Genomic DNA, 26,998 nt, shown 5'->3' on the forward strand with positions numbered 1-26,998 from the left:
AGCCAGGCAGGATGGGCTGATGAGCCACGCGACCGGTTACGACGACGGCTTCCTGGGCATCACAGTTCCTCTGCCCTCGCCCCTGGGCGACGGTCCCGTGCGCGAGCTGACCTACCCGCGGTTCAGTGTGCTGCTCGACCCGACGCGGCGGCTTGCGAACGTCACCGGCGTCAACATCGACGGGGCGACCCTCCACGATCTCCCGCGAACGGGCGAGTGGTATCTCGACCCGCGGGTTCCGGCGAGCGAGCAGGCAGGGCCGTCGATCTACGCCGACAATGACCTCGACCGCGGCCACCTGGTTCGGCGGCGCGATCCGGGCTGGGGATCTGTCGAAGAGGCGCGGGCGGCCACGGAGGCGACGTTCTCGTACACCAACGCGGCGCCCCAGGCGGGGGTGTTCAACCAGTCGAAAGAGCTCTGGCTCGGTCTCGAGGACCACGTCCTGACCTACGCCGACACCACCGATCAGCGGGTGAGCGTGTTCACGGCTCCGGTGCTGGCGCCCGACGATCCCGAGTACCGGGGGCTGCTCGTCCCGCGCCGTTTCTGGAAGGTGGCGGCGTGGGCCGCGGCATCCGATCAGGGCACTCGGCTGGAGGCGGCCGCCTTCGTGCTCGATCAGAGCGAGCTCATCGACACCGACCGCGGCGTCCTCGCCGTGCCGAGGCTCGGCGCCTTCCGCACCTTCCAGGCATCGGTCGCCGATGTCGAGACGCTCGCCGGGGTCGACCTCGGGCCCCTCGTCGAAGCCGACGTGCTCCCGCGCACGACGGTGCGCGGAGAAGGCGCCTGGCGTCTTCTCCGCGCCCCGTCGGACATCGCGGTGTCGTGAGGGCTACTCTCCGGCCAGGCCGCCGAGCAGGTGCCCGAACGAACGACCCTCGCCGAGGTAGTTCGCCGGATCGAAAGGGTCCTCGTTCTTAGCGGGCTCACGTCGTTCGATCGCCTCGGCGAGCTCACGCGCACCGCGCTCGACTCGCTCACCCAGCGGAGCGACCTGATCTCCGGCCGCGCCCCAATCGCTCGACGCGGCGAAGACGCCGGTCGACACCGGCTCTGCGTGCAGGTAGGTGAAGAGCGGGCGGATCGCATAGTCGATCGCGAGGGAATGACGGGCCGTCCCGGCGTTCGCGCCGATCAGCACCGGCTTCCCGGTGAGCGCGTCGGGGTCGAGCACGTCGATGAACGACTTGAACAGTCCCGAGTAGCTGGTCGAGAAGATCGGCGTCACGGCGATCACGGCATCCGCCGAGACGACGGCGTTGATCATCGACTCGAGGGCGGGCGGAGCGAACCCGGTGAGGAGGTTGTTGGTGATGTCGTGCGCGTAGTCGCGCAGCTCGAACACATCGACCTCCACCTGGATGTCGCGCTCCGACAGCTGCTTCGCGGTCGCCGCGGCGAGCCGGTCCGCGAGCATGCGGGTGGACGAGGGGTTGGACAGCCCGGCCGAGAGGACGGCGATGCGGCGTGCGGTCATGTCAGGCCCCCATCCGCGTCGCGGCGGCGCCAAACGCCGAGCCGGCCTTGACCGGCGCGTCCTGATACGGCGAGCCGGCCGTCAGGTTGTCGCCGCGATTGGCACCGGGCACGGCCTGACGGGGAGCGTCGTCGCCGTAGGCGGCCTTCACGCGACCGGCGTGGGTCGGGGCATCCGGAACCTCCGCCGGCCGGTTCTGCTGCAGCTCCCTGCGCAGCACCGGAACCACCTCGCCGCCCAGGATGTCGAGCTGCTCGAGGACGGCCTTCAGAGGCAGTCCCGCGTGGTCGATCAGGAACAGCTGACGCTGGTAGTCGCCGTAGGTCTCGCGCATGGACGCGTAGCGGTCGATGACCTGCTGCGGCGAACCCACCGTGAGCGGCGTCATCTCGCTGAAGTCCTCGAGCGACGGACCGTGACCGTAGACCGGAGCGTTGTCGAAGTACGGGCGGAAGGCGTTCACCGCGTCCTGCGAGTTCTTGGCCATGAAGACCTGCCCGCCGAGGCCGACGATCGCCTGCTCGGGCGTGCCGTGGCCGTAGTGGGCGTAGCGCTGACGGTAGAGAGTGATGAGCCGCTGGTAGTGCTCCTTCGGCCAGAAGATGTTGTTCGCGAAGAACCCGTCGCCGTAGTAGGCGGCCTGCTCGGCGATCTCGGGGGTGCGGATCGAGCCGTGCCACACGAACGGCGGGATCCCGTCGAGCGGTCGGGGTGTCGAGGTGAAGCCCTGCAGCGGGGTGCGGAACTGGCCCTCCCAGTCGACGACGTCCTCACGCCACAGGCGGTGCAGCAGGTTGTAGTTCTCGATCGCGAGCGGCAGCCCCTGGCGGATGTCCTTGCCGAACCACGGGTAGACCGGGCCCGTGTTGCCGCGGCCCAGCATCAGGTCGGCGCGGCCGCCCGACACGTGCTGCAGCATGGCGTAGTCCTCGGCGATCTTCACCGGGTCGTTCGTGGTGATGAGGGTCGTCGCGGTCGAGAGCACGAGGCGCTCGGTCTGCGCGGCGATGTACGCGAGGGTGGTCGTGGGCGACGACGACCAGAACGGCGGGTTGTGGTGCTCGCCCAGGGCGAAGACGTCGAGTCCCACCTCCTCGGCATGCTTGGCCACAGTGATGGTGTTACGGATCTTCTCCGCCTCACTGGGTGTGGTGCCGTTGGTGGGATCCTCGGTGATGTCACTCACCGTGAAGATGCCGAACTGCATTCCGGCCCACGTGCTGCTGTCGCTCACGATCGCTCTCCGCTTCTGCGTCTCGGCGGGTTCTCCGTCGCAGACGAATCTATGCAAATGAATGTATATCGTGCAACGCCTCGTCTTCCAGGTTATTCCCGAGCGGATGCCCCGGCTCGAGGCATCCGTCCCGTCACGCCTCCTGGAAGAGAGCGAGGAGGTCGCGAGCGAGCTGGTGCGGCGCGCTCTCGCACGGAGCGTGGCCCGTCGCATAGGTCTTCACGCGCGCGCCGATGACGGCGGCGTACTCCTCGTGCTGCTCCGACGGCCAGAGGTCCCGCTCCCCGACCGCGATGAGCTTCGGCACGTCGATGCGCGCGACGGCGCCCGCCATATCGGGGGTCTGCATCATGAGCGCCACGACGTCGTCGATGCAGGCGCGGGACGTGACCACCATGCGCTCGCGCACGAACGCGATGCGCCCCGGCGGCGTGCGGTTGAGGTTGTACCGGATGCCCCACAGGATGAGCCCCGCCGCCCGGTGCGGCGTCATGTCGGAGATGGGCCCGATGTGCTTGACGCCACGGAACACCTGTCCGGTCGCCGGGGGCGCCGACATGAGGGTGAGGCTCGCGAACAGGTCGGGGCGCTCGACCAGTGCGAGCTCTGCGACCAGACCGGCGAAACTGTAGCCCAGCACGTGAGCCGGACCTTCACCATCGTCGAGTACGGCCACGAGGTCGTCCACGAACAGGGGATAGTCGTAGTGGTCTCGCGGCGGAGCGAGATTCCAGGGGCCTGCGTTCACGGATCCGTAGTGTCCCGCCAGGTCGTACGATTCGACGCGATACCCCGCGGCGGCGAGCAGCGGGAAGAGCAGGACGAAATCCTCCTTGGAGCCCGCGACGCCCGACACCAGGACGACACGGGGTCCGCCGCGAGCCCCGAGACGCACACGCGCAAGGCCGCCGCTGGGCGCCGCGAACACGTCGAACTCGGCCAGGTCCGGAAAGACCCGCCAGTCGAGATCGGGGATCGCACGATCCCGCGCGAGGGCGTCGTCGATAGTCGTCATGACGCGGTCAGACTACCGCTCGCGCCGCCCGAGGATCACCGGGCTGCGCGCGATTCGCTGCGCGCCCGATGGCGGGCCACGGGCTCGCTGTCAAGCTGCGCGGGCCAGTGATTCGCGGGGCTAATGTGGTGACCGGCAGGCGGGAGGGACCACGATGAGCAACAGCGCCGTTCCACCCGTGACGGCGACGACGGGCACCGTCCCCCGCGCCAAGCGGCGCGTGCCGTTCTGGGACAACGCCCGCTTCGCCTGCATCGTGCTCGTCGTGCTGGGCCACGCGGTGCAGCGCCTCACCTATGACTCCGACATCGCGCTCGGGCTCTACCTGCTGATCTACGCGTTCCACATGCCCGCCTTCGCGATCATCTCGGGCTACTTCTCGAAGTCCGATCCGCCCAATCGCCGCCAGATGGCACGCGTCGTCACCGACATCCTGCTCCCCTACCTCATCTTCGAGGGCCTGTGGGCCCTCACGAAGTGGCTTGTCGAGGGGCGCGCCAACCCGAACCTCACCGAGCCGTCGTGGACGCTGTGGTTCCTGCTCGCACTGGGGATCTTCCGGCTGGTGCTCCCCTATCTGGCGCTGCTGCGGTGGCCCCTGCTGTGGACGGTCGCGATCTCGGTCGGCGCCGGGTACCTGCCGAACATCGACTCCACATTCTCGCTGTCTCGCACCCTGGGACTCCTCCCCTTCTTCGCGCTCGGGTGGTGGCTCCGCGAGCACGACGTCGTCGAGCGCTTCGGACTTCTCGCGCGCCGACGCTGGCCCGTGACCGTCGCGGCCGCAGCGACGCTCCTCGTCGCGGGGTGGGCCGCCTGGTTCTTCGTCGACGCGTGGCGGGCCATGAACCTGCGCGAGTGGCTGTTCTACGACGACAACTACGCCGCGCTCGGCGGGACGGAGTGGTGGGCGGGCGCCGTGAGACTGGCACTCATGGCCGTCGCGCTCGTGCTCAGCGCGGCGTTCTTCGCGCTGCTTCCGCGCGGGTCGCACTGGTGGACGCACTTCGGCCAGTACACGATGTACGTCTACCTGCTGCACTCGTTCGTGCTCTACCCGTTCCGCGAATCCGGCGTCCTGCGGGATCTCGAGCCCACGTGGCTGTGGCTGCCGATCGTCGTCGTGACGTCGGTGCTGATCGCACTGGGGCTGGCCACCCGCCCGGTGCGCCGCGTCTTCCGGCCGCTCGTCGAGCCGCGACCACGATGGCTGTTCGCCGACCCGACGCTGGCGGGCCGCGAGGGCCGTCGCGAAGACCCCACGGGCTCGCGCCGTCCGCGCGAACAGCCGAAACCGCCTCGGCGGGCAGATCCGCGCCAGAACGGCTAGCGTCTCGTTCGCTCGCCGTGCACACGGTCCTCGCGCGGGACCCCGCAGGCTCGCCGGTACCGGTCCGCCAGGCGAAGCAGGTGCGGCAGGAGTTCGTCGGGCGAATCGACGGTGAAGTCCATCCCGAGCATTCCGATGTACGCCGCGATCGTCTCAAGGCTGTCGGCACCGGTGACGAGGACCGACGTCTCGGCGTCGAGGGCCTCCACCACGCCGACCGTGGGATTGATCCGCTCCACGACGCGCTCGGCCGGCGCCGCGATGCGCAAGCGCGCATGCACCTTCCATCCGCTCGCGGCGATCGAGCGCAGCGCGAAGGCGGTGTAGTCGCCGCCCGGAAGGGGGGCGGGCGTGAACCGCCTGCGGGTGGGCATGCGCGGCTGCACCCAGTCGAGTCGGAACGTGTCCCACTCGGCGGTCTCCGGATCACGCGCGACGAGATACCACCGGCGTTGCCAGCTGAGCACGCGGTACGGCTCCACCCTCCGAGGTTCCCCGCGATAGTCGAAGCGCAGCCACTCGGACTCCCGCACCGCGTGCGCCACCGCTCCGAGCACGTGCGGGGCCACCTCGGGATCCGGCGCATCCGTCCCGACGTTCTCGGGGGCGCGCTCGACGGCCGTGCCCAACGCGTCCACGGTCGACTGGAGGTGCGCAGGCAGCACCTGCAGGAGCTTCGCGAGCGCCCGGGCCCCGGAGTCCTCGATCCCCGCCACTCCCGCTGCCACTCGCAGTCCGAGGGCGACGGCGACCGCTTCATCGTCATCGAGGAGCAGCGGCGGCAGCTTGCCCCCCGCGCCGAGGCGGTAGGAGCCGGCGCGACCGCGCGTGGCATCGACCGGGTAGCCCAGACGCCGCAGTCTCTCGACATCGTTGCGGACGGTGCGGGTCGAGACGTCCAGCCGCTGCGCGAGCTCCGGTCCGGTCCAGTCGCGTCTGGTCTGCAGCAGTCCGAGCAGCGTCAGCATCCGCGCCGAGGTGTCGGCCAACGACATTCACCTCTTTCCCTATAACAGGAAGCATTCTTACCTATATTGACCGTAACGTCGAAGACATGGACACCGCAACCGGCACCGCCGACATCCGCCCCTTCCGCGTAGACATCCCGCAGGCCGACCTCGACGACCTGCGCGAGCGCCTCTCCCGCACCCGCCTCCCCCAGCCTGCGCCGAGCGACGACTGGGCTTCCGGCACCCCCGTCTCCTATCTGCGCGACGCCGTCGCCCAGTGGCGTGACGGATTCGACTGGCGGGGCGCGGAGGCTCGTCTGAACGAGCACCCGCACTTCACGACCGAGATCGATGGCCAGACCATCCACTTCGTGCACGTCACGTCGCCGCACCCCGGCGCGACGCCGCTCCTCCTGGCCCACACCTATCCGGGCTCGTTCGTCGACTACCTCGACGTCATCGGTCCGCTCGTCGACCCGGTGGCGCACGGCGGCCGTGCAGAGGACGCCTTCGACGTCGTGATCCCGGACGCTCCCGGCTTCGGCTTCAGCCAGCCCGTCGTCGAAGCAGGCTGGACGACCGCCCGCGTCGCCACGGCGTACGACACCCTCATGCGGCGACTCGGCTACGACTCGTACGGAGTGCACGGCAGCGACAACGGCGCGATGGTCGCTCGCGAACTCGGCCTGCTGAATCCTGCCGGATTCCTCGGCCTGCATGTGCTGCAGCTCTTCTCGTTCCCGTCGGGAGATCCCGCGGAGTTCGAGCGGCTCGAACCGCAGGACTACGCCGGCCTCGAGCACATGCAGTGGTTCCAGTCCGTCGGCGGGTACAACACCATGAACGCGTCCCGCCCGCAGACGATCGCCGCCGGCCTCTCGGACTCGCCAGTGGGCCTGCTGGCTTACTCCGAACTCTTCAACTCGTTCGGCAACGGCACGAGCCTGGTCTCACTCGACGCGATCCTCACCGAGGTGAGCGTCGCGTGGTTCGCCAACGCGGCGGCCGGCATGAGCCGCGCCTACCGCGAGAACGCCCTGGCGGAGGACGAGCCGTGGGTCAGTGACGCACGCACGGGAGTCGCGGTCTTCGCCGACGACTTCCAGACCATCCGGGTCTTCGCCGAGCGCGACAACTCGAACATCGTCCACTGGAGCCGCTTCGAGCAGGGCGGTCACTACGCCGCACTCGAGGTTCCCGCGGTGCTCGCCGGCGACATCCGGGCCTTCTTCGCGGCAGCGTGAGCCCGGGGGCGTCTCGTCTCGCTTTCGCGCGCTCAACGACCGGCACCGGCTGCGGTCGTCGGGCGAGCGCCCTCGCAAGCGGGACGGGACGCCCACGCCGCGGGTAACCAACGGCAACAAAGAAGCGGATGCCTCGGCATCCGCTTACTCTCGCTCCATGACCGACCTGAACCTGCCGATCCTCGATCTCTCCCAGCTCGACGAGGGCCCCGAGGCTGCCGCCCGGTTCCGCGCCGACCTGCGCGCGGCGACGCACCAGGTCGGGTTCTTCTACCTCACGGGCACGGGCGTCACGCCGGCCCTCGAGGAGCGCCTCCATCGCGCGGCCCGGGACTTCTTCGCCCTGCCCGAGGCGGACAAGCTCGCGATCGAGAACGTCAAGAGCCCCCACTTCCGCGGCTACACGCGGATCGGCGGCGAGCGCACGCAGGGCAGGGTGGACTGGCGCGAGCAGATCGACATCGGCCCCGAGCGCGAGGCCGTCACCGACCCCGGCGCCGCGGACTTCTTCCGCCTCATCGGGCCGAACCTGTGGCCGGCCGCCCAGCCCGAGCTGAGAGAGATCGCGTCGGAGTGGCACGACCATCTGTCGGGCGTGGCGCGAAAGCTCCTGCGCGCGTGGGCGCTGTCGCTCGGCGCACCCGAGAACTACTTCGACGAGCACTTCGGTGAGCCCTCGACGCTCATCAAGATCGTCCGGTATCCGGGCAAAGAGGACCCGACGCCGCAGCAGGGGGTGGGCGCGCACAAGGACTCCGGTGTGCTCACGCTGCTGTGGGTGGAACCGGGCAAGGGCGGGCTGCAGGTGCAGCGTCAGGACGCCGCGACAGGCGAGTGGCACTGGGTCGATGCTCCCCCGGTGCCGGGCGCCTTCGTCGTGAACATCGGCGAGTTGCTCGAGTACGCGACGCAGGGCTACCTCGTGGCGACGAACCACCGCGTGATTTCCCCGCGGTTCCCCGACGACCGCATCTCGGTGCCCTTCTTCTTCAACCCCGCCCTCGACAAGCGCCTGCCGCTCATCGAGCTGCCGCCGGAGCTCGCCGCAGAAGCGCGCGGCGTCACGCAGGACCCGTCGAACCCGATCCACGCCCTGTACGGCGAGAACGCCCTCAAGTCGCGTCTGCGCGCACATCCCGACGTCGCGGCCATCCACCACGCCGATCTCGTGGCCGCCCGTTCCGCCCCGGCGCCGTAGCCGCGGCCATCAGCTCTCTCGCGCCGGGAACGATGAAGGCCTCCCCACACCGTGGGGAGGCCCTCTCAAGAATGTTCTGCGCGATTGAACGCTGGCAGCGATGCCTAGCGGCGCAGTCCGAGACGCTCGATCAGCGACCGGTAACGGTTGATGTCGATGTCCTGGAGGTAGCCGAGCAGACGGCGGCGCTGACCGACGAGCAGGAACAGCCCACGACGCGAGTGGTGGTCGTGCTTGTGCTCCTTGAGGTGCTCGGTGAGGTCCTTGATGCGCTGCGTCAGCATCGCGACCTGCACCTCGGGGGATCCGGTGTCACCGGGGTGCGTCGCGTACTCTTCGATGATCGCCTTCTTGACGTCTGCTTCCAGTGCCATAAAGTGATCCCCTTTCTCGTCGTTGCGCGGTGCCCGACGCCTTATGCGTGAGCTCTCTTTCTCCGCGGCCGATCTAACGGCAACCTCAAGAGTCTACCAGCACGGAGGACCCCGGCGTTAACCATGACGGCCCCCGCGCCACCGGCCGGGTTAGCCTCGAGGGATGCCCTTCCCGCCGTCCGCCGACTGCCCGCTGTGATGCCCCGCCTGCGCCGCGACCACTTCATCGACCTGCGGCCGTTCACGACCAGCCCCGCCTTCACGCGCATGTGGATCGGCTCGACGCTCGCCGGCCTCGGCGGGCAGCTGACCATCGTCGCGATCATGCTCCACATGTACGAGCTGACCGAATCGACGTTCGCCGTCGCGATGATCGCCGTCGCCGGACTCGTGCCGATGATCGTGGCCGGACTCTACGGCGGAATGCTCGCCGACGCGTTCGACCGGCGAACGGTGGCGCTGATCGCCGCCACGGTGACGTTCGCCTCGACCGTTCTGCTCGCCGTGCTGGCGTGGGGCGAGCTCGAGACCGCGTGGTGGCTGTATGCCCTGAGCATCGTCAACTCGTCGGCGAACTCGATCGTCATGGCATCGCGCCAGGCGATCGTGCCGCGGCTCCTCCCCCGCGAGCTGCTGCCCGCGGCATCCGCTCTCGGCGGGATCACCGTGGGAATCATGGTGATGGCCGGGCCCGCGCTCGCGGGCATCCTCGTCGCCCTCGTCGGGTACGCCTGGACCTACACCGTCGACGTCGTGCTGATGTTCTCGCTGTTCCTCGGGCTGTGGACGCTCCCCCGACTGCTGCCTGAGGGCGAGCTGGTGCGCCCCGGTCTCGAGTCGCTCAAGGACGGCGCACGATTCCTGCGGCGCGCGTCCAACATCCGCCTGCAGTTCCTGCTCGACATCATCGCGATGACATTCGGCCAGCCCCTCGCCCTCTTTCCGGCGATCGGGGCGGTGCTGCTCGGCGGCGGCCCGATCACGACCGGCATCCTCACCGCCGCCATCGCCGGCGGCGCGTTCTTGTCGAGCCTGTTCTCGGGGCCGGTCGGGCGCGTGCGCCGCCACGGGCTCGGAATCGAACGCGCCATCCTCGTCTATGGCGGGGCGATCGCTGCGCTCGGGCTCGTCCTCGGCGCGGCGGCGCTGGGGTGGTTCGCGCCGCCCGCGGTCGACGCCGACACGCCCAACCTGGTGCTCATCGCGCTGGCGTGCCTCACGCTTGCCGTGGCGGGCGCCGCCGACAACGTCAGCTCGATCTTCCGCAACACGATGGTGCAAGCCGCTGTGCCCGACGCCATCCGCGGCCGACTGCAGGGCATCTTCATCGTGGTCGTCGCGGGCGGGCCGCGGCTCGGGGCGCTCTACGCCGGCGTGCTCGCCACGATCACGGCCCTGTGGTTCCCGCCGCTGATCGGGGGCTTCATCATCGTCGGGCTGGTGGCGTTCCTCGTGCGCCTGAGTCCGCGGTTCCGCGCGTACGACGCCGAGCACCCCGCACCGTAGCCGGACGGCCGCTCATCGGCGGATTTCGGACGTCGCACTCTCCCGACCGGCCCGCCGTGCGCCCGCGGGCGTAGAGTCGCCGGGTGCCCACCGCCCCCGCCTCGTCCGCCGCGTCGACGGCTCGTGCGTCCGCCGGCGGATGGATCACCACGCAGTTCATCCTGAGCGGCGTCGTGTGGGGCTCGAGCTTCCTGTTCATGAAGGTCGCGCTCACCGGCGTCTCGCCCGCTCAGGTGGCGTGGACGCGCATCCTCCTCGGCGCTCTCACGCTGGGCGTGCTCGTCCTGCTGCGTCATGAGACGCTCTCCCGCAGCCTGGCCGTCTGGGCTCACCTCACGGTGCTCGGTCTGACGTTCTGCGTGATCCCGTTCCTGCTCTTCTCGTGGGCGCAGCAGCACGTCACCTCGGGCGTGGCGAGCATCTTCAACGCCACGACGCCGATCATGACCGCGGTGATGGCGTGGCTCGTGTTCCGCGTCGAGCGGCTCAAGCTGCCGCAGGTGGTCGGGATCGGGGTCGGCATCCTGGGCGTGGTCGTCATCATCGCGCCATGGCAGGGCCTCTCGCTCGACGGCAGCCTCGTCGCGGAGATCGCGATCCTCGGCGCCACGGCCAGCTACGGCTTCAGCCTCGCCTACATGCGCCGGTTCGTGTCGAACACGGGGATGTCGGCGCTGGCGTTCACCTTCGGCTACATCGCGATGGCCGGCGTCGTCATGGCGATGCTGACGCCGTTCCTGGTGCTGACGCCGGTGCGCCTGGATGCACCGATCGTCGTGAGCCTGTTGCTGCTCGGATGCCTCGGCACCGCTGTCGCGTACGTGTGGAGTCAGAACACCGTCCGCGCGTGGGGGCCGACCCGAGCCTCCACCGTCACCTACATCACCCCGGTGGTCGGCGTCGTGCTCGGCATCCTGATCCTCGGCGAGACGGTCTCGTGGAACGAGCCGGCCGGCGCGCTCGTGGTGTTCCTGGGCATCCTCCTCGCGCAGGACCGCCTCCGGCTGCGCCGCCCGGACGACGAAGGGACGGCGGCCGCAGCCACCGTCCCCCGCTCGGTCGAGGTCGACGAGCTCAGTCCTGCTGCAGAGCGCCCTGCAGGTCGAGCGTGATGGTGATGTCCTTGCCGACGAGCACGCCACCGGCCTCGAGCGCGGCGTTCCAGGTCAGGCCGAACTCCTCACGGTTCACGACGGTCTTCGCCGTCGCTCCGGCCTTGTAGTTGCCCCACGGGTCGGTGCCGAAGCCGCCGAACTCGAAGTCGAAGGTGACGGGCTTGGTGACGCCGCGGATCGTGAGGTCGCCGTCGACGAGGAAGTCGCCGTCCTGGATGCGAGCACCGGTGGAGACGAACTCCATCGTGGGGTGGTTCTCGACGTCGAAGAAGTCGGCGGAGCGCAGGTGGTTGTCGCGGCCCTCGTCTTTCGTGTCCACCGACGACACGTCCACGCTGGCCTCGACCTTCGCATCGAGCGGGTTCTCGGGGGCGACGAGCGTGGCGCTCTTCATGCCGAACGTGCCACGCACCTTCGAGATCATCATGTGGCGCACACTGAAGGTCACCTCGCTGTGTGCGGGGTCGAGCACCCAGGTGCCCGCCTTGTAGCCGGGAACGTCGATCGTCGTGGAGTCGGTCATGGTCTTCCTTCGTCTGGGGAGTGCCGCGGACGCGGCGGCATGAAGGATCCAACCTGACGGTGGACAGTATCTATTCCCGTGAATGGAAATTCCGACCTCGACGGCGGCGACGGGACACCGGGACGCCGAAGGGGGTGGATGCCGCGGCATCCACCCCCTCGAAGCTGTCGTGCGGGCCGGTCAGCCCACCGAGATGAGGTCGATGATGAAGACCAGGGTCTTGCCGCCCAGGAAGTGACCGCCAGCCGGGCCATACGCCAGGTGCGGCGGGATGACGAGCTCGCGGCGGCCGCCGACCTTCATGCCCGGGATGCCGTCCTGCCAGCCCTGGATGAGTCCGCGGAGGGGGAACTGGATGCTCTCACCGCGGTTCCACGAGGAGTCGAACTCCTCTCCCGACTCGTACTCGACACCGGCGTAGTGGACGGTGACGGTGTCGCCGGGCTTCGCCTCGGCGCCGTCGCCCACGATGATGTCGCGGATGACGAGCTCGGTGGGCGCAGGCCCTTCGGGTGCGTCGAACTCGGGCTTGGTGCGGTCGTCTGTCATGGTTCCATCCAACCCGAGCCCGCGGCGCGGGTCAACGCGACGGGTCTTGACACGTTCGCCGACCCCCCGGCATCCTGATGGCAGACCAACTCAGCGCTCGGTAGTCACGCAGGCATCGCCGCGGCACCGAGCGCTGAGTCTTGATGCGGCACGGGTCAATGCCGCGCAGCGGCGTTGACCCGTGCCGGATCAAGTTTGAGTAGCCGCCGCAGGCGGCGTATCGAAACCTCCCCCGCGCGCAGCGCGCGCCTACTACCTCCGCCCTCTACGGCGCGAACAGCGCCGCTCGTGCCGCTGTCGCACGATGCAGCAGGACGCCCTCGTCCTCGGCCGCTTTCGGGTCGCGTCCGGTGATGGCGCGCTGGCGGGCGGCGGCGAGAGCGGTCGCGTCGGCGATGAAGCCCTTCATGAGGTGGGTGCGATCGCCGCGCAGGGTGCGCGCCCACGCGAGGCCGGCTCTTCGACCGGCGCCCGTGGCCAGCATGTCGGCCTCCTGGTGCGTGAACCAGCCGGCGTCGGCGTACTCCCCCAGCCGCCTGCGGGTGAGACGCGACTCCTCGCGTCGCAATGCGATGACGCCGAGGATGAATCCGACGAAGAGCGGAACCTGAAGGGTGAGGTACAGCCCCCAGAAGTCGCCGAGCACGGCGGAGGCGTTCCAGATCGCGTGGAGCACGGTGGCTCCGATCATGCCGACGATCCACGGGCCGATCGCACCGCCGGTGCGCACGCCGCGCCGCGCGGCGAGTCCCAGCGCGAAGCCGGTGACGCTGGTGAACATCACGTGTGCGAAAGGAGACAGGATGCCTCGCATGAAGAAGGTGATCGTGGTCTCGGCAGGACCTCCGTCGAGGCTGAGTCCGAAGTACTGGATGTTCTCGGTGAAGGCGAAACCGGCGCCGATGAGCGCGCCGTAGACGATGCCGTCGACGGGCCCGTCGAAGGCGCGGCGCGCCGTAGCGAAGATGATGAAGACCCCGAGTCCCTTCCCGAACTCCTCCACGATGGGTGCCTGGATGACGGCCGAGATCACCTCGTCCGCGGGGGTGTCACGCGCCCCGAGCGCGAAGGACAGCAGCCAGTCGACCCCGAGGGCGATGCCGACCGCCGCGATGGCCCCCCACGCGACGGCGAAGATCACGAGGTTGCGGGGCTCCGGCTCCCAGCGGTCGACGATGCGCACGGCGAGGAGCACGCCGGTCAGGGGGATCAGTGCGAGCACCATCCCGACGAGGGACGCTCCGGGGCCGAGGGCCGCCAGGAAGTACCCGATCAGAGCCACCATCACGACGACGAGGATTCCCGCGATCCACACCGGCGCCGTCCGGCCGCGGCGCGGGGGCACCGGCATCGCGGCGGGCGAGCGGGGCGCGGCCGGGATCACGGCGGGCGCGGCGTGCCGTGGCTGAGCCAGCACGGACGGGAAGGCGGGCGGGGTGAGGGAGGGCCGCGAGCGATCGTCGCCGAGGTCGTGCGTCATGCGCTCAGCCTAAGGGGGCGGTGCGCGCAGGATTCGGGCACGCCGCGCCGGGTAGGTTGGAGTAATGCGTTTCGCCCATGTGATCCCGCCTGGGTCGGACGACCCTCGCCTCGTCCTCGTGGACGCCGACGAGGCGCTGTTCGTCGATGAGCTCTTCGAGGGCGCACCCTCGACGCTCGAAGAGCTGATCGCGGGGGGCGACGCCCTGCTCGAGCGCGTTCGTGACGCGTCCTCGAGCGGGACGAGGCATCCGCTCGAGGGCCAGCGCTACGCCTCCGCGGTGCTGAGCCCGCCCGTCATCCTCGCCATCGGACTGAACTACGCGGCACACTCGAGCGAGCTCGGACTCAAGACCGACTCGACGCCGACGGTCTTCGTCCTGTGGCCGAACTCGATCACGGGCCACGACGCGACCACCACCTGGCCGCGGTCGCTCAGCGAGTCGGTCGACTACGAGGCCGAGCTCGGCGTCATCATCGGCACGCCGGCGAAGGACGTGTCGCCCGAGGACGCGCTGGACCACGTGTGGGGGTACACGGTGGTCAACGACATCACCGCGCGCGACATCCAGTACTCCGAGGCGCAGTGGTCGCGCTGCAAGTCCTTCGACGGCTTCACCCCCACCGGCCCGTTCGTCGTCACCGCCGACGAGGTGCCCGACCCGCAGGACCTCCACATCTGGACGGTGCTCGACGGACGCACCATGCAGGACGCGTCGACCGGGCAGATGGTGCGCACCGTCGCGACGCTCATCTCTCACCTCTCCCGCTCGGTGACGCTCCTGCCGGGGACGCTCATCTCCACCGGCTCACCGGGGGGCGCCGGCTACTCGCGAGACCCGCAGGTGTTCCTGCGCGACCGCTCCACGGTGACCGTCGGGATCGATGGCATCGGCGAGCTCACCACCCACTGCCGCATCACCGGCTGAGCACGACGAAGCCCCCTCGCCGCAGGCGGGAGGGGGCTTCGCTGAGAGACGCTTACGGGCAGGTCACGGTGCCGCCCGTCGTGAGCTCGTACTCGCCGGGAGGCATGCCCGCGCACAGCTCGTTGAGCGCGTTCGCGCCGGCGGTCACCAGGACCACGGTGATGATGACGCCCGCGATGATGCCCAGGACGAGGAAGATCCAGCCCAGGATGATGGCGACCTTGGCCGGGGTGTTCTTGTAGCCGGCCGCCTTGCTCTGCGAGCGGGCGACGTAGCCGAGGATCAGCCCGATGATCGACGCGAAGAACACCACGATCACCGCGACGATGCCGAGGGTCTTCCCCGGATAGGTGTCGCCGGCGGGCGGGCCGGCAGGGGCGGGCGGCGCCGATGCGTACTGCGGTCCGCCGTAGGCGGGCGGCGCCGCGCCGTACTGCGGCTCACCGGCCGACGGTGCCGAGCCGGTGCTCTGCGGCGCACCGTACGCCGGGGGCGCCGGCGGCACGTTCGAAGCCGGCGTGTCGGCGGGGTTCTGGGGGTCGGTCATCTCGTTCCTCTCACATGGGACTGAGGACGACCGTAGCGGTCCGCCGCGCGGCGGGGCAATCACCGCCGCCGCACGGCGCGTCGCGGCTCAGATCTGCGGATCGTCGACCAGGGGCTCCTCGACCGGCGGCACGATGGGGATGGCCGCGGTGATCGTCTCAAGTCCCGACAGGCGCGCCGGCGACAGCTGCTTGGTGACCTCTTCGCGCGACATCAGACCGGCCTCGACCACGAGGTCGGCGACATTGCGTCCTGTGAGGAGCGCCGTCTTGGCGAGCGCCGCCGCGGCGGCATAGCCGATGAAGGGCGTGAGGGCGGTGATGACGCCGACGGATGCTCCGACCATCGCCCCCAGACGCTCACGGTTGGCGGTGATCCCCTCGACGCAGTTGATGCGCAGCGTGTGCATGCCGCGTCGCATCCAGGTGATGGACTGGAAGATCGAGTGCGCGATGACCGGCTCGAAGGCGTTCAGCTGCAGCTGGCCGCCCTCGACCGCCATCGTCACCGTGAGGTCGGCGCCGGCGACTGCGAACGCGATCTGGTTCACCACTTCGGGGATGACGGGATTGACCTTGCCGGGCATGATGCTCGAGCCGGCCTGCCGGGCGGGCAGGTTGATCTCGCCGAGGCCCGCCTGCGGGCCGGAGGAGAGCAGGCGCAGGTCGTTGCAGATCTTGGACAGCTTGATCGCGTTGCGCTTCAGCGACGACGAGAACGACATGAAGGCGCCGGTGTCGCTCGTCGATTCCACGAGGTCGGTCGCCAGGTCCAGGTCGAGCCCGCTGATCTCGCGCAGATGCCCGAGCACGGCCTTGCTGTAGTCGGGGTGGGTCGTGATTCCGGTGCCGATGGCGGTGGCGCCCATGTTGATCTCGTACAGCAGGTAGGCGTTCTCGTTGAGCCTGCTGTAGTCCTCGCCGAGGGTCGTGGCGAAGCCGTGGAACTCCTGGCCGAGGGTCATGGGCACCGCGTCCTGCAGCTGCGTGCGGCCGACCTTGAGCACGTCGTGGAACTCGACCGCCTTGGCGAGGAAGGCGCGACGCAGCAGGTCGAGCTCCTCCAGGAGCGTGCGCAGGTCGAGCCCGAGCCCGACCTTGATCGCGGTCGGGTAGACGTCGTTGGTGGACTGGCTGCGGTTGGTGTCGTCGATCGGGGACAGGAACGCGTAGTCGCCCTTCTCGCGCCCGGCGAGCTCGAGCGCGATGTTGGTGATCACCTCGTTCGCGTTCATGTTCGTCGACGTGCCCGCACCGCCCTGGATGACGCCCACGACGAACTGGTCGTGATACTGACCGTCGATCACGAGCTGCGCCGCACGGTCGATGAGGTCGGCCTTCTCGGCGCTCAGCACGCCGATGTCACGGTTGGCGCGGGCGGAGGCCTGCTTCACCATGGCGAGCGCGCGCACGAGGTCCTTGTAGACCGAGATGGGCCGCTTCGAGATCGGGAAGTTCTCCAGCGCCCGGGCGGTGTGGATCCCCCAATACGCGTCGGCGGGGATCTCGAGCGATCCCAGGGAGTCGGTCTCGGTGCGTGTGCGCGTCATTGCGTCCAGGGCCATGGTGCGAATCCTCGTGGGTTGTTCACGGCGGGTGGGGATGCCTCCACCCTACGCGCGTGCGGTACCCGCTGCCGGTGTACTGCAGGTACATCCGCAGGGCTGGCATGTACAGCGCGTCTAGCTCGACGCAGGCTTGCGGGAGAACGCCTCGAGGCGCTCCTGCGGCGTCAGCCGCGCCATCCGCTCGACCCATTCCGCCGAGAAGTAGTCCCCGGTCGGCGCCTCGACCACAGGGACGACGGCGTGCGTGATGGTCTCGTCGTACACATGCACGAGATGAAACGACTGGCCCGCATCCATGCCGTTGACCTCGGCCGCGGGGCGAGCGAGGTTCATCGTGTAGCAGGTGGCGGCGGCGACGCTCACCGGCACCCCGGCGAAGGTTCCGCTCGTGGAGTAGTGGAGGTGCCCGGCGAGGATCGCGCGCACGTCGGTGCCGGAGATCGCACGCGCCAGGCGCTCCTGATCGCGCAGCTCGAGGATGTCGAAGAGCGGCACATGCGAAGGGAGCGGCGGATGGTGCATCGCGAGCAGCGTGCCCAGCGGCGCGGGTGTGGACAGGACGTCGGCAAGCCACTCGAGCTGCGACTCGTCGAGGTCACCGTGATGCCAGCCCGGCACCGTCGAGTCGAGGGCGACGAGGCGCAGCCCGTCGAGGTCCCAGACGCCCGTCACCGGCTCCTCGGTGGCGTCGAGCCCGAGGAGATCGCGCCGCAGCGCCGCACGTTCGTCGTGATTGCCGGCGACCCAGATCACGGGCGCGCCCAGCCGTTCGGCGACGGGCTCCACGGCTTCGCTCAGTGCGGCGTACGCCTCGGGCTCGCCCAGGTCGGTCAAATCGCCGGTGAACACGATGGCGTGCGGACGGATGCCCGTGGCCTCGGCCGCGTCGAGGGTGAGCCGCAGATTCGCGGCGGTGTCGAACCGGCCGGCCAGTGCCCGATTGCCTGCGAGGAGGTGCGTGTCGCTGATGTGCAGCACGGTGCGGTGCGCGGGCGGATACTGCCCGAACTGAACGGACGCAGCCGCGTCCTCGCGCCGGGGCGACGCGCCGTCAGGATCGGAGGTGGGGACCATCCCCACAGCCTAGAACCGGTCGGCGACGGCCCACGTGCCGGAGCGGCTGCCTCAGTGATTGAAGACGATGAGGAGCAGCCCGCCGAGTACGGCTGCCCCCGCCACCGCGAAGGACAGGTAGGCGCCGATGAGCGACAGGCGCTTCTGTCCGGCTGTCAGCGGGTTCTTCCTCGCCGCCTTCGCGGCAGCCTTCTCGGCCCGGCGCGCCTCCTTCTCGGAGATGACGGTGATGGCGTCGGTGAACTCGGCGGGTGCCACGACCGGCGCTCGCCCGGCGCGGACCAGCAGGCGCAGTCCGACCGCGTACGCGCTGACGACGACAGTGGCGGCCAGGAACGCCGCGACGAAGACCTGGACGAAGGCCAGCCAGTTGATGACGATCATCGAGGTCCCCCGTTCTTCGGTCCGCGTGCGGATCGCTCGGCGGCCTTCGCGGCCTTCCGCGCAGCCGCTTCGTCGCCGGCGCGGCGGCGGGCCTCCTCGCGTGCCAGTGCGCGCTGACGGCGGGTCGGCGGCGGATTCCGCTTGACCTTCACGGCTTTGCCGGAGTCGGCGACCTCGCTCATGGCGTTCGACGCGGTGACCTCGTCGCGGCGCGAGCGCAGGAACAGTCCGAGGATGATCAGGACGGCGAGGATCGCGTCGATCACGATGCCCCAGAAGCCGAACCACACGACCACGAGCGCGGCGAGAGCGCCGACGCCGCCCGCGGCGGGAAGGGTAAGCACCCAGCCGATCATGATGCGGCCGGCGGTGCGCCAGCGGACGGTCGATCCGCGCCGGCCGAGACCCGAGCCGATGACCGAGCCCGACGCCACCTGCGTGGTCGACAGGGCGAAGCCGAGCGCGCTCGAGGCGAGGATCGTCGACGCGGTCGAACTCTCGGCGGCGAAGCCCTGAGCCGGCTTGACCTCGGTGAGTCCCTTGCCGAGCGTGCGGATGATGCGCCACCCGCCCATGTAGGTCCCGAGCGCGATCGTCACGGCACACGCGACGACGACCCATGTCTGAGGCTCGTCGCTCGTCTGCAGGCCGACGGTGATCAACAGCAGCGTGATGACGCCCATCGTCTTCTGGGCGTCATTGGTGCCGTGCGCGAGCGCGACGAGCGACGAGGTGAAGATCTGGCCGACGCGGAAGCCGTCCCGGCCGTCCGGCTTGCTGTCGCAGCGCCGGGTGATGGCGTAGGCGATCTTGGTGGCGGTGAAGGCGATGATGCCCGCGGTGAGGGGCGCGATCACCGCCGGGAGCACGACCTTGGAGACGACGACGCTGAAGTTCACCGCCGATGCCCCGACGCCGACGATGGTCGCGCCGATGAGCCCGCCGAACAGCGCGTGGGAGGAGCTCGAGGGGAGGCCGAGGAGCCACGTGATCATGTTCCACGTGATCGCGCCGATCAAGCCGGCGAAGATCACGGCCGGAAGAATCGACGACGAGATATCGCCTTCGTTGATGATCCCGCCCGAGATGGTCTTGGCCACCTCCGTCGACAGGAATGCCCCGACCAGGTTGAGGACAGCCGCCAGCAGGACCGCCATCTTGGGCTTGAGCGCGCCCGTGGCGATCGGCGTGGCCATCGCGTTCGCGGTGTCGTGGAAGCCGTTCGTGAAGTCGAAGAACAGCGCCAAGGCGATCGTCAGCACGACGATGATGATGGTTGCGGTTTCCACCGTTCGCTTTCCGTGGAGGTGATGTGGAAGTGGGTGCCGACGGGATCGGCGTGACGAACGAACAGTTCACCGTGAGTTCAGGAACCGGCAACCGGCCAGAAAGAATCCTTACACCGCCCTGGCCGCGGGTCAACTTGACGGGGGACACTCCCAGCGAGCCGCCGATCGCCGTGACGCGGCTAGCGTGGAGACCGTGACCGCCCACGACGCCCCCGCCGAAGCATCCGCCCCCATCGCCCCGTCCCGACCGGTCGTCCGCAGCCATCATGGCGACGACGTCGAAGACCGGTACGAGTGGCTGCGCGGAAAGGACGAAGCCGAGGTGATCGCGCACCTCGAGGCAGAGAACGCCTACACGAAGTCGCGCACGGCGCACCTCGAAGCCCTCCGCACGCGCATCTTCGACGAGATCAAGGGGCGCACGCTCGAGACCGACCTCTCCGTTCCCGCCCGTCGGGGCGAGTGGTGGTACTACGGCCGCACGATCGAGGGCAAGCAGTACGGCCTCCAGTGCCGCGCACCGCTCGCGTCGCAGGACGACTGGACGCCTCCCGAGCTCTCCCCCGACATCGAGGTGCCGGGAGAGCAGGTGCTTCTCGACGCCAACGTCGAGGCGGAGGGGAACGAGTTCTTCTCGCTCGGCAGCTTCGAGATCTCCAACGACGGCACCCTCATGCTCTACGGCGTCGACGTCGCCGGCGACGAGCGATACACCGTGCGGGTCCGCAACGTCGAGACGGGCGAGCAGTTGGCCGACGAGATCCCGAACACCTTCGCCGGCGCGACCTTCTCGCCCGACGGCCGGTTCATCGTCTACACGACCGTCGACGACGCGTGGCGGCCCGACACGGTGTGGCTGCACGAGCTCGGCACGCCGGTCGAGAGCGATGAGAAGCTCTTCCATGAGCCCGACGAGCGGTACTGGGTCGGGGCGGGCTTCACGCGCAGTGACCGTTTCCTCATGATCGAGGTGGGCTCGTCGATCACGTCCGAGGAATGGCTCGTGGACGCCTCCGACCTTCGAGGCGACCCGCGGGTGGTGTGGCCGCGTCGGGAGGGCGTCGAGTACGAGTCGGCGCACGCGGTGATCGACGGCGAGGACGTGCTGTTCGTGCTGCACAACGACGGCGCCCTCGACTTCGAGCTCGTGCGGGTCGCGGCATCCGATCCCCAGGGAGCGCGCGAGGTCGTCATCGCCCACCAGCCCGGGCACCGGCTGCTCGGAGTGTCGACGTTCCGCGACTGGGGTGTGGTCGGGTATCGCCGCGGCGGACTGCCGCGACTCGGCCTCCTCGATTACTCGGACGGCCACGTCGACGAGCTCGAGTTCGACGAGCCGCTGTACGCCGTCGGGTCGGGAGGGAACCCCGAGTGGGCGCCCCCGCTGCTGCGCGTCGGCTACGGCTCGTTCGTCACCCCCGGCACGGTCTACGACTACGAGCTGGCCACCGGCGAGCTGCTGCTGCGCAAGCGGCAGCCGGTGCTCGGAGGGTACGACCCGGACGACTACGCGCAGGCGCGTGTGTGGGCGACCGCGCAGGACGGCACGGACATCCCCATCTCGCTCGTGTGGAAGCGCTCGTTCGGCGACGCCGGCGCCGCGCCCCGTCCGCTGCACCTGTACGGCTACGGCTCGTACGAGCACTCCATCGAGCCCGGCTTCTCGGTGCCCCGGCTGTCGGAGCTCGACCGCGGCGTGATCTTCGCGGTCGCTCACGTGCGCGGCGGCGGCGAGATGGGCCGTCAGTGGTACGAGGACGGCAAGCTGCTGCACAAGCGCAACACCTTCACCGATTTCGTGGACTGCGCCCGACACCTCGTCGACAGCGGCTACACGACGCCCGACCGCATGGTCGCAGAGGGCGGCTCGGCGGGCGGCCTGCTCATGGGGGCGGTGGCCAATCTCGCTCCCGAGCTCTTCGCCGGCATCCTCGCCGACGTGCCGTTCGTCGATGCCCTCACGACGATCCTCGACCCGTCGCTACCCCTCACCGTGATCGAGTGGGACGAGTGGGGCGACCCGCTGCACAACGCCGACGTGTACGCCTACATGAAGTCGTACTCGCCGTATGAGAACGTGAGGACGGATGCCTCCTACCCCCGCATCCTCGCGGTCACATCGCTCAACGACACCCGCGTGCTCTACGTCGAACCGGCGAAGTGGGTAGCGCGCCTTCGCGAGGTCGGCGCCGACGCCCTGCTCAAGTGCGAGATGGTCGCCGGCCACGGCGGGGTCAGCGGCCGGTACAACGCGTGGCGCGAGCGCGCGTTCGAGCTCGCCTGGCTGCTGGATGTCCTCGGCGTCGCCGACGCCTGACGTCGGAGACGCCTCCCGTCGGCGGCGCCCGGCGACGCCTCCCGTCGGCGGCGCCCGTCGGCGGCGCCCGTCGGCGGCGCCCGTCGGCGGCGCCCGTCGGCGGCGCCCGTCGGCCGAGGCCCGTCGGCCGAGGCATCCGTCCTCCGCGCTCCTCCCCTGCCCTCTCTCGCGTGTCCCGAAGTTCTCGCCTCATGTCCCGAAGTCGACCGCGTGCGAGCGCCACGACGCATCAACTTCGGGACACGCCCCGCGGGGACGTGCCGCGCGGGGACACGCCCCGCGGGGACGGCGGCGCGCGGGGACGGCGGCGCCGGAACACGGCGGGGGGCGACGTCAGCGACCGGGGCGCCAGCCGGCCTGGGTGAGCGCGTCGCGGACTTTGCTGACAGCGGCAGCCCCATCACCGCGAAGGTGGTGATTGAGGATCCGCACGTGATTCCAGCCCTCGGCGCGAATGCGGTCCCATCGGTCGGCGTCGCGCTCGAACTGGCGAGGATCGTGGGCATGCACGCGGCCGTCGTACTCCGCTCCGACCAGCCAGGCGGGAAAGGCCAGGTCGAGTTCGGCGACGAACCGCCCGTGCCGGTCGCGAAGCTCCCAATTCACCTGGGGCTCGGGCAGCCTCGCGTCTTCCAGGAGGAGCCTCAGCCGAGTCTCGCGCGGCGACCTCACGCCGGGTCTCGTGCGCGCGAGCGCCGCGCGCAGCAGCCCACCACACACGTCTCCCATCACGCGGATCTCAGCGCGCAGGTCGTCCGCCGACGCCAGCGGAGCCGGCCCCGAGATGAGGAAATCCGCGGCGGCGACCAGATCCTCGAACCCCCACAACGTTCCGGCCTGGCGCCAGGCACGCGCGGGATGCTCGACGGGCAGACCGTGCAGGCTTGCCTGTGTCGCCGGTTCACGCAGCTGGAGCCGGTGCCCCACCACACCGCTCGTCCGCGGCTCCCGCGCCGGCCGGTGCGCCGACACATGCAGGCGCAGGCGGTGCGGCCATTCCGGCGTGGGCACACCCACAAGGGCGAGTGCCGTCTCGTGACTGAAGAACTGCCAGTCCTTGAGTCGCGGGGCATAACGGAGGCAGCGCTGCACCACGTCGCCCGCTTCCGGCTCCCTCGGATGGAGTGTGCGCACGCCATAGAACGGCGCAGAGAGGTCTGACCGCGACAGTCTGTTCCTGGACACGCCCAGGCTGACGGCCGACGCTACGGCGAAGGCCTCCGGCAGGTCTTCCGGCAGCGGCTGGGGTCGGGGCATCCACTGACACTGCCAGGTGGACGGGCGGCCCTGACGCCTCTGCCGGCGTTCCGACGGTTCTCGCGAATCCCTCCCCGCTGTGGAGGAAGCGACCCAGAGTGAGAATGTCCCGAAGTTGATCGCTCGGACGTCCGTCAGCCTCCGAACTTCGGGACATGCAGCGAGAAGTTCGGGACACGAAACAACGGAGGGACGGATGCCTCGGCCGAGGCATCCGGACCCGAAGACTCATCCGAAGAGCGCAGCGGCCTCTTCGTAGCGGTAGAGCGGCACGGAGTTGAGCTCGCCCAGCGCCTCGGCGAAGGGGACCCGCACGATGTCGGTGCCGCGCATCGCCACCATCTGGCCCCACGCGCCGTCGACGACGGCGTCCGCGGCATGCAGGCCGAGCCGGGTCGCCAGCACGCGGTCGAAGCCGGACGGCGAGCCGCCGCGCTGGATGTGGCCGAGCACCGTGGCCCGGGTCTCGATGCCGGTGATGCGCTCGATCTCAGGCGCCAGCACCTCGCTGATGCCGCCGAGGCGCGGCCGGTTGAAGGCGTCCAGACCCTTGTCGGAGTACGCCTCGTCCTGGCCCTTGAGCTTGAAGCCCTCGGAGACGACGATCAGCGGCGCACGTCCGCGGTCGTGGGCGCGGGACACGAGCGCGGCGATCTCGTCGATCGACATCGGCACCTCGGGGATGCAGATGGCATGCGCACCGGCGGCGACGCCGGCGTGCAGGGCGATCCACCCGACGTGCCGCCCCATCACCTCGGCGACCATGCAGCGCTGGTGCGAATCGCCCGTCGTGCGGAGGCGGTCCATCGCATCGGTGGCGATGTTGACAGCGGTGTCGAACCCGAAGGAGTAGTCGGTCGCGCGAAGGTCGTTGTCGATCGTCTTCGGGACCCCGAGCACATTGATGCCGTCGTTCGACAGGCGGTTGGCCGCGGCGAGCGTACCCTCGCCGCCGATCGCGATGATCCCGTCGAGCCGGTGGCCGTACATCGTCTTGGCGATGTTCTCGGCGCCTCCGCGCGGCCCCTCGTACGGGTTGGTGCGGCTCGTGCCCAGAATCGTGCCGCCGACCTTCGACAGGCCCTTCACCTCGTGACGGGTCAGGGGGAAGAAGTCCCCGTCGACCACCCCGCGCCAGCCGTCGCGGATGCCGACGAACTCGAGGTCGTACGCCGTCGTCCCCTTGAGCACGACGCCGCGGATGACCGCGTTGAGTCCGGGGCAGTCGCCGCCGCTGGTCAGGATGCCGATCTTCATAGCTGTGTTCCTCGCTGTCGGGTGAAGAGGGTCGGCGACGCTGCCTCACCCGACATTAGTGCCGGATGCCTCCACCTGCCACACGCACGGAGCGCTGACGCGGCAGCGCCCGCCCTGCAGGGTGCAGGGCGGGCGCTGGACGAGGCGAGTGGCGGATCAGTCGCCGAGCGCGCGCCGCGTGAGGTGCATGAGCGCCGACAGCTGCACGGAGTCGCTCGACTGCGGATCGACGGCCTCACCGTCGAGCGCGCGGGCGGCCAGCCCCTGCTTGGAGTCGATCAGCTCGGCGATCTTCGTGTCGATCGTGTGCGCGGCGATGATCCGCCACGCGGTGACGGGCTCATCCTGGCCGATGCGGTGAACGCGGTCGATCGCCTGCGTCTGCTCGGCCGCGGTCCACGACAACTCCGCGAGGACGACGTTGGACGACGCCTGCATGTTCACGCCGACACCCGCCGCGGTGAGCGAGCACACGGCGATGCCCACCTCGGGATCGTTGTTGAAGGCGTCGATCGCCTGCTGACGGGCGGTCGCGGCCTGATCACCGCGGAGAGACACCGTCTTGAGGCCCGCCGCAGCGAAGTGCGCCTCGGCCTGGTCCATCACGTCGATGTGCTTGGCGAAGAACACCACCTTGCCCACCGACCGCTGAAGCTGCACGGCGTAGTCCGCCGCGAGGAGCGCCTTCGCCTGGCCGATCTTGCGGACCATCGTGAAGACGTTCTCGGAGCCCGTGCCGGCGGCTTTGGACTCGTCGAGCTCGTTCTGCGCGACCAGGCGCACGATGTCGGCGTCGACTTCGCCCGGCGCCAGACCGCGGTCGCCGCGTGCGTCGATGATCCGGCGGTAGCGCGCCGCAAGGCGCTCCCCCAGCTCGCGCTCCGCCTGGCGGATCGAGCGCCCGAACTCGTCGTCGAGCTCGACCGGCAGATCGGCGATGAGCTTGTCGGGCAGGTCGGCCGCCACGTCCTTCTTCTTCCGGCGGACGATGCCCATCGAGATGACGGCGTCTCGGGCCTCGGGGTAGAACGCCTTGTCGGCGGGCGTCAGGCCGGTGGCGTCGAGCCGCTCCATCAGGACCGGACCCGGCTTCTCGCCCGTCGTCCACCCGAGGAACCGCCAGATCGCATCGAAGTCCTCGACGTCGTTGATCAGCGGCGTGCCCGTGAGAGCGAGGAGCAGCGGGTTGCGGACCTGCTCCCGGATACGGGCGGCGAGAGCCAGCACGTTCTGGGAACGCTGCGACGAGAGGTTCTTGATGAAGTGGGCCTCGTCGACGACCATGCCCTTCAGGCCGATGTCACCGAGCCACGACAGGTGCCGGTCGAGCACCTCGTAGTTGACGATGAACACATCCGCGAAGGCGTCGATGTCTTCGCCGTCCCCGTGGATCACCGTGGCGCGGCGCTGCGGGGTCCAGCGCTCGACCTCTCTGGCCCAGTTCATCTTGACGACGTTGGGCACGACCGCCAGCAGCGGATAGGCGCCGGCGACCGAGGCTGCGAGGACCGACTCGGCGGTCTTGCCGAGCCCTGGCTCGTCGGCGAGCAGGAAGCTGCGGTGGCCGTGCCGGACCGCCTCGAGGAATCGAGACTGGTGCGGCATGACCTCGAGGTTCTTCGGCGACACGCGATCGAACTCGGGGACGGGGGGAAGCTCCATCGAGGCGCTTGCACCGCCGGCGCCCATCTCGAACGCCTTGTAGAGCGGTCCCATCAGCTCCCAGCCGTCGAGGCGGCGGCGCGGGGTCTCTTTGGGGATGCGGAAGCCGAGATCCGGCGCGAGGAACGGGTTGGCCTCGCGGCGCGAGACGACCTGCGGCGGCACGACCTGACGCTCGGCGAGCGCGGCAGGAACGACCGGGGCCGCGACCTTCGGCACGTCGGTGATGATCAGCTCGTCGGGCGGCAGCTCCGCACCGGACTCGAGGAGCCAGTCACGGCGCATGCGTCGAGCCACGGGCGAGGTGGCCTGGTCGACTTCGAGCAGCTGGATGAGCGACGTGTCACGCGCTGCGGTCTTGGCGAGGATCGTGGCGACGCCGTCGAGCCGCTTGAGGAGTTCTGCGCGCACGGCGTCGGTGATGGCGGCGTCTCCCTTCACACGGGCGCGCTCTTCGCGGACGAGGAACGCGATCACCTGGAACTTGACGCGGTTCGTCGGGCCGAGCTTGCCGCGCTGGGCCTTCGCTTCGACCTCGCGCACCTTGCGGGCGAGGATCGGGATGATGGGCGCCTCTTCGTCACGGCGCGCGGACGAGGTCTTCCGTCGTCGCTGGGACGTCTGGGCGGTTGCCGTGGGCGGCATGCTCCTCCTGAGCGTGAATGCCGGTCGGAAACCGGCGGTGATCGGTGGCGAGACCGAAACTGCTGCGATGC

General features: G+C 69.6%; 24 protein-coding genes. 8 read left to right on the forward strand and 16 right to left on the reverse strand.

Annotated elements, in window-relative coordinates; genetic code table 11:
* Nucleotides 1-19 precede the first annotated feature (19 nt).
* Entirely contained in the window at nt 20-835 is an 816-nt protein-coding gene (locus tag HF323_RS04740) for a DNA/RNA non-specific endonuclease (protein ID WP_169581452.1), read from the forward strand.
* Nucleotides 836-838: 3 nt separating this feature from the next.
* Here the strand turns inward: HF323_RS04740 and HF323_RS04745 are convergent, their stop codons facing one another.
* The 3 genes from HF323_RS04745 to HF323_RS04755 form a co-directional block, all read right to left on the reverse strand.
* A complete protein-coding gene (locus HF323_RS04745; RefSeq protein ID WP_169581453.1) occupies nt 839-1,483 on the reverse strand; it encodes an FMN reductase in 645 nt (214 codons plus the stop codon).
* Between the two features lies 1 nt (nt 1,484).
* Nucleotides 1,485-2,690: an LLM class flavin-dependent oxidoreductase gene (locus HF323_RS04750; RefSeq protein WP_169582100.1), complete on the reverse strand. Its 1,206-nt coding sequence runs from the start codon at nt 2,688-2,690 to the stop codon at nt 1,485-1,487.
* A gap of 160 nt (nt 2,691-2,850) precedes the next feature.
* Nucleotides 2,851-3,732, reverse strand: a complete 882-nt coding sequence (locus HF323_RS04755) for an alpha/beta hydrolase (RefSeq protein ID WP_169581454.1) — start codon at nt 3,730-3,732, stop codon at nt 2,851-2,853.
* 154 nt (nt 3,733-3,886) lie between these two features.
* Between HF323_RS04755 and HF323_RS04760 the strand changes: the two genes are divergently transcribed.
* A complete protein-coding gene (locus tag HF323_RS04760; protein ID WP_169581455.1) occupies nt 3,887-5,062 on the forward strand; it encodes an acyltransferase family protein in 1,176 nt (391 codons plus the stop codon).
* Here the strand turns inward: HF323_RS04760 and HF323_RS04765 are convergent.
* Entirely contained in the window at nt 5,059-6,051 is a 993-nt protein-coding gene (locus tag HF323_RS04765) for a WYL domain-containing protein (RefSeq protein ID WP_169582101.1), read from the reverse strand. The two genes, HF323_RS04760 and HF323_RS04765, sit on opposite strands and share 4 nt — an antisense overlap.
* Before the next feature lie 65 nt (nt 6,052-6,116).
* Here HF323_RS04765 and HF323_RS04770 point away from each other — a divergent pair, with 65 nt between their 5' ends.
* Entirely contained in the window at nt 6,117-7,256 is a 1,140-nt protein-coding gene (locus tag HF323_RS04770; RefSeq protein WP_169581456.1) for an epoxide hydrolase, read from the forward strand.
* Between the two features lie 157 nt (nt 7,257-7,413).
* On the forward strand, nt 7,414-8,454 hold the full coding sequence (locus HF323_RS04775; RefSeq protein WP_169581457.1) for an isopenicillin N synthase family oxygenase: 1,041 nt from the start codon (nt 7,414-7,416) through the stop codon (nt 8,452-8,454).
* Nucleotides 8,455-8,558: 104 nt separating this feature from the next.
* On the opposite strand, the gene rpsO is transcribed toward HF323_RS04775, so the two are convergent.
* Nucleotides 8,559-8,828: a 30S ribosomal protein S15 gene (gene rpsO / locus HF323_RS04780; RefSeq protein WP_005048780.1), complete on the reverse strand. Its 270-nt coding sequence runs from the start codon at nt 8,826-8,828 to the stop codon at nt 8,559-8,561.
* 198 nt (nt 8,829-9,026) lie between these two features.
* On the opposite strand from rpsO, the gene HF323_RS04785 reads away from it, so the two are divergent.
* Nucleotides 9,027-10,334, forward strand: coding sequence for an MFS transporter (locus HF323_RS04785; RefSeq protein WP_169582102.1), 1,308 nt, complete (start codon nt 9,027-9,029; stop codon nt 10,332-10,334).
* Between the two features lie 143 nt (nt 10,335-10,477).
* Complete coding sequence (locus tag HF323_RS04790) at nt 10,478-11,446, forward strand: DMT family transporter (RefSeq protein WP_317451028.1); 969 nt, start codon at nt 10,478-10,480, stop codon at nt 11,444-11,446.
* Here HF323_RS04790 and HF323_RS04795 read toward each other — a convergent pair.
* The 3 genes from HF323_RS04795 to HF323_RS04805 all read right to left on the reverse strand — a co-directional run bounded on the left by HF323_RS04795 (nt 11,409) and on the right by HF323_RS04805 (nt 14,001).
* Nucleotides 11,409-11,972: a YceI family protein gene (locus HF323_RS04795; protein WP_169581458.1), complete on the reverse strand. Its 564-nt coding sequence runs from the start codon at nt 11,970-11,972 to the stop codon at nt 11,409-11,411. The two genes, HF323_RS04790 and HF323_RS04795, sit on opposite strands and share 38 nt — an antisense overlap.
* A gap of 180 nt (nt 11,973-12,152) precedes the next feature.
* Nucleotides 12,153-12,521, reverse strand: a complete 369-nt coding sequence (locus HF323_RS04800) for an FKBP-type peptidyl-prolyl cis-trans isomerase (RefSeq protein ID WP_169581459.1) — start codon at nt 12,519-12,521, stop codon at nt 12,153-12,155.
* Between the two features lie 265 nt (nt 12,522-12,786).
* Nucleotides 12,787-14,001, reverse strand: coding sequence for a PrsW family intramembrane metalloprotease (locus HF323_RS04805; RefSeq protein ID WP_169581460.1), 1,215 nt, complete (start codon nt 13,999-14,001; stop codon nt 12,787-12,789).
* 64 nt (nt 14,002-14,065) lie between these two features.
* Between HF323_RS04805 and HF323_RS04810 the strand changes: the two genes are divergently transcribed.
* On the forward strand, nt 14,066-14,929 hold the full coding sequence (locus HF323_RS04810) for a fumarylacetoacetate hydrolase family protein (protein ID WP_169581461.1): 864 nt from the start codon (nt 14,066-14,068) through the stop codon (nt 14,927-14,929).
* A gap of 52 nt (nt 14,930-14,981) precedes the next feature.
* Here HF323_RS04810 and HF323_RS04815 read toward each other — a convergent pair whose 3' ends face one another.
* The 5 genes from HF323_RS04815 to HF323_RS04835 all read right to left on the reverse strand — a co-directional run bounded on the left by HF323_RS04815 (nt 14,982) and on the right by HF323_RS04835 (nt 19,789).
* Nucleotides 14,982-15,476 (reverse strand): DUF4190 domain-containing protein, encoded by a 495-nt coding sequence (locus HF323_RS04815; RefSeq protein WP_169581377.1) that lies wholly within the window; start codon nt 15,474-15,476, stop codon nt 14,982-14,984.
* Between the two features lie 87 nt (nt 15,477-15,563).
* Nucleotides 15,564-17,039, reverse strand: coding sequence for an aspartate ammonia-lyase (locus tag HF323_RS04820; RefSeq protein WP_169581462.1), 1,476 nt, complete (start codon nt 17,037-17,039; stop codon nt 15,564-15,566).
* Nucleotides 17,040-17,156: 117 nt separating this feature from the next.
* Entirely contained in the window at nt 17,157-18,116 is a 960-nt protein-coding gene (locus tag HF323_RS04825) for a phosphodiesterase (RefSeq protein WP_169581463.1), read from the reverse strand.
* A gap of 51 nt (nt 18,117-18,167) precedes the next feature.
* A complete protein-coding gene (locus HF323_RS04830) occupies nt 18,168-18,500 on the reverse strand; it encodes a peptidase (RefSeq protein WP_169581464.1) in 333 nt (110 codons plus the stop codon).
* The gene (locus tag HF323_RS04835; protein ID WP_169581465.1) at nt 18,497-19,789 is read right to left on the reverse strand and encodes an inorganic phosphate transporter; all 1,293 of its coding nucleotides are present in this window, start codon (nt 19,787-19,789) and stop codon (nt 18,497-18,499) included. Before HF323_RS04835 ends, HF323_RS04830 begins: the two co-directional genes overlap by 4 nt.
* A gap of 193 nt (nt 19,790-19,982) precedes the next feature.
* Here HF323_RS04835 and HF323_RS04840 point away from each other — a divergent pair, with 193 nt between their 5' ends.
* Nucleotides 19,983-22,106: a S9 family peptidase gene (locus HF323_RS04840; protein WP_169581466.1), complete on the forward strand. Its 2,124-nt coding sequence runs from the start codon at nt 19,983-19,985 to the stop codon at nt 22,104-22,106.
* A gap of 333 nt (nt 22,107-22,439) precedes the next feature.
* Here the strand turns inward: HF323_RS04840 and HF323_RS04845 are convergent, their stop codons facing one another.
* From HF323_RS04845 to HF323_RS04855, 3 genes are all read right to left on the reverse strand, one after another.
* Nucleotides 22,440-23,363: a hypothetical protein gene (locus tag HF323_RS04845; RefSeq protein ID WP_169581467.1), complete on the reverse strand. Its 924-nt coding sequence runs from the start codon at nt 23,361-23,363 to the stop codon at nt 22,440-22,442.
* 228 nt (nt 23,364-23,591) lie between these two features.
* The gene (locus HF323_RS04850) at nt 23,592-24,620 is read right to left on the reverse strand and encodes an ATP-dependent 6-phosphofructokinase (protein ID WP_169581468.1); all 1,029 of its coding nucleotides are present in this window, start codon (nt 24,618-24,620) and stop codon (nt 23,592-23,594) included.
* A 156-nt stretch (nt 24,621-24,776) separates the two neighbouring features.
* Entirely contained in the window at nt 24,777-26,927 is a 2,151-nt protein-coding gene (locus tag HF323_RS04855; RefSeq protein ID WP_169581469.1) for a DEAD/DEAH box helicase, read from the reverse strand.
* Nucleotides 26,928-26,998: the final 71 nt, after the last annotated feature.

The sequence above is a fragment of the Microbacterium sp. MF43 genome (assembly GCF_012847295.1).
Classification (GTDB): Bacteria; Actinomycetota; Actinomycetes; order Actinomycetales; family Microbacteriaceae; genus Microbacterium.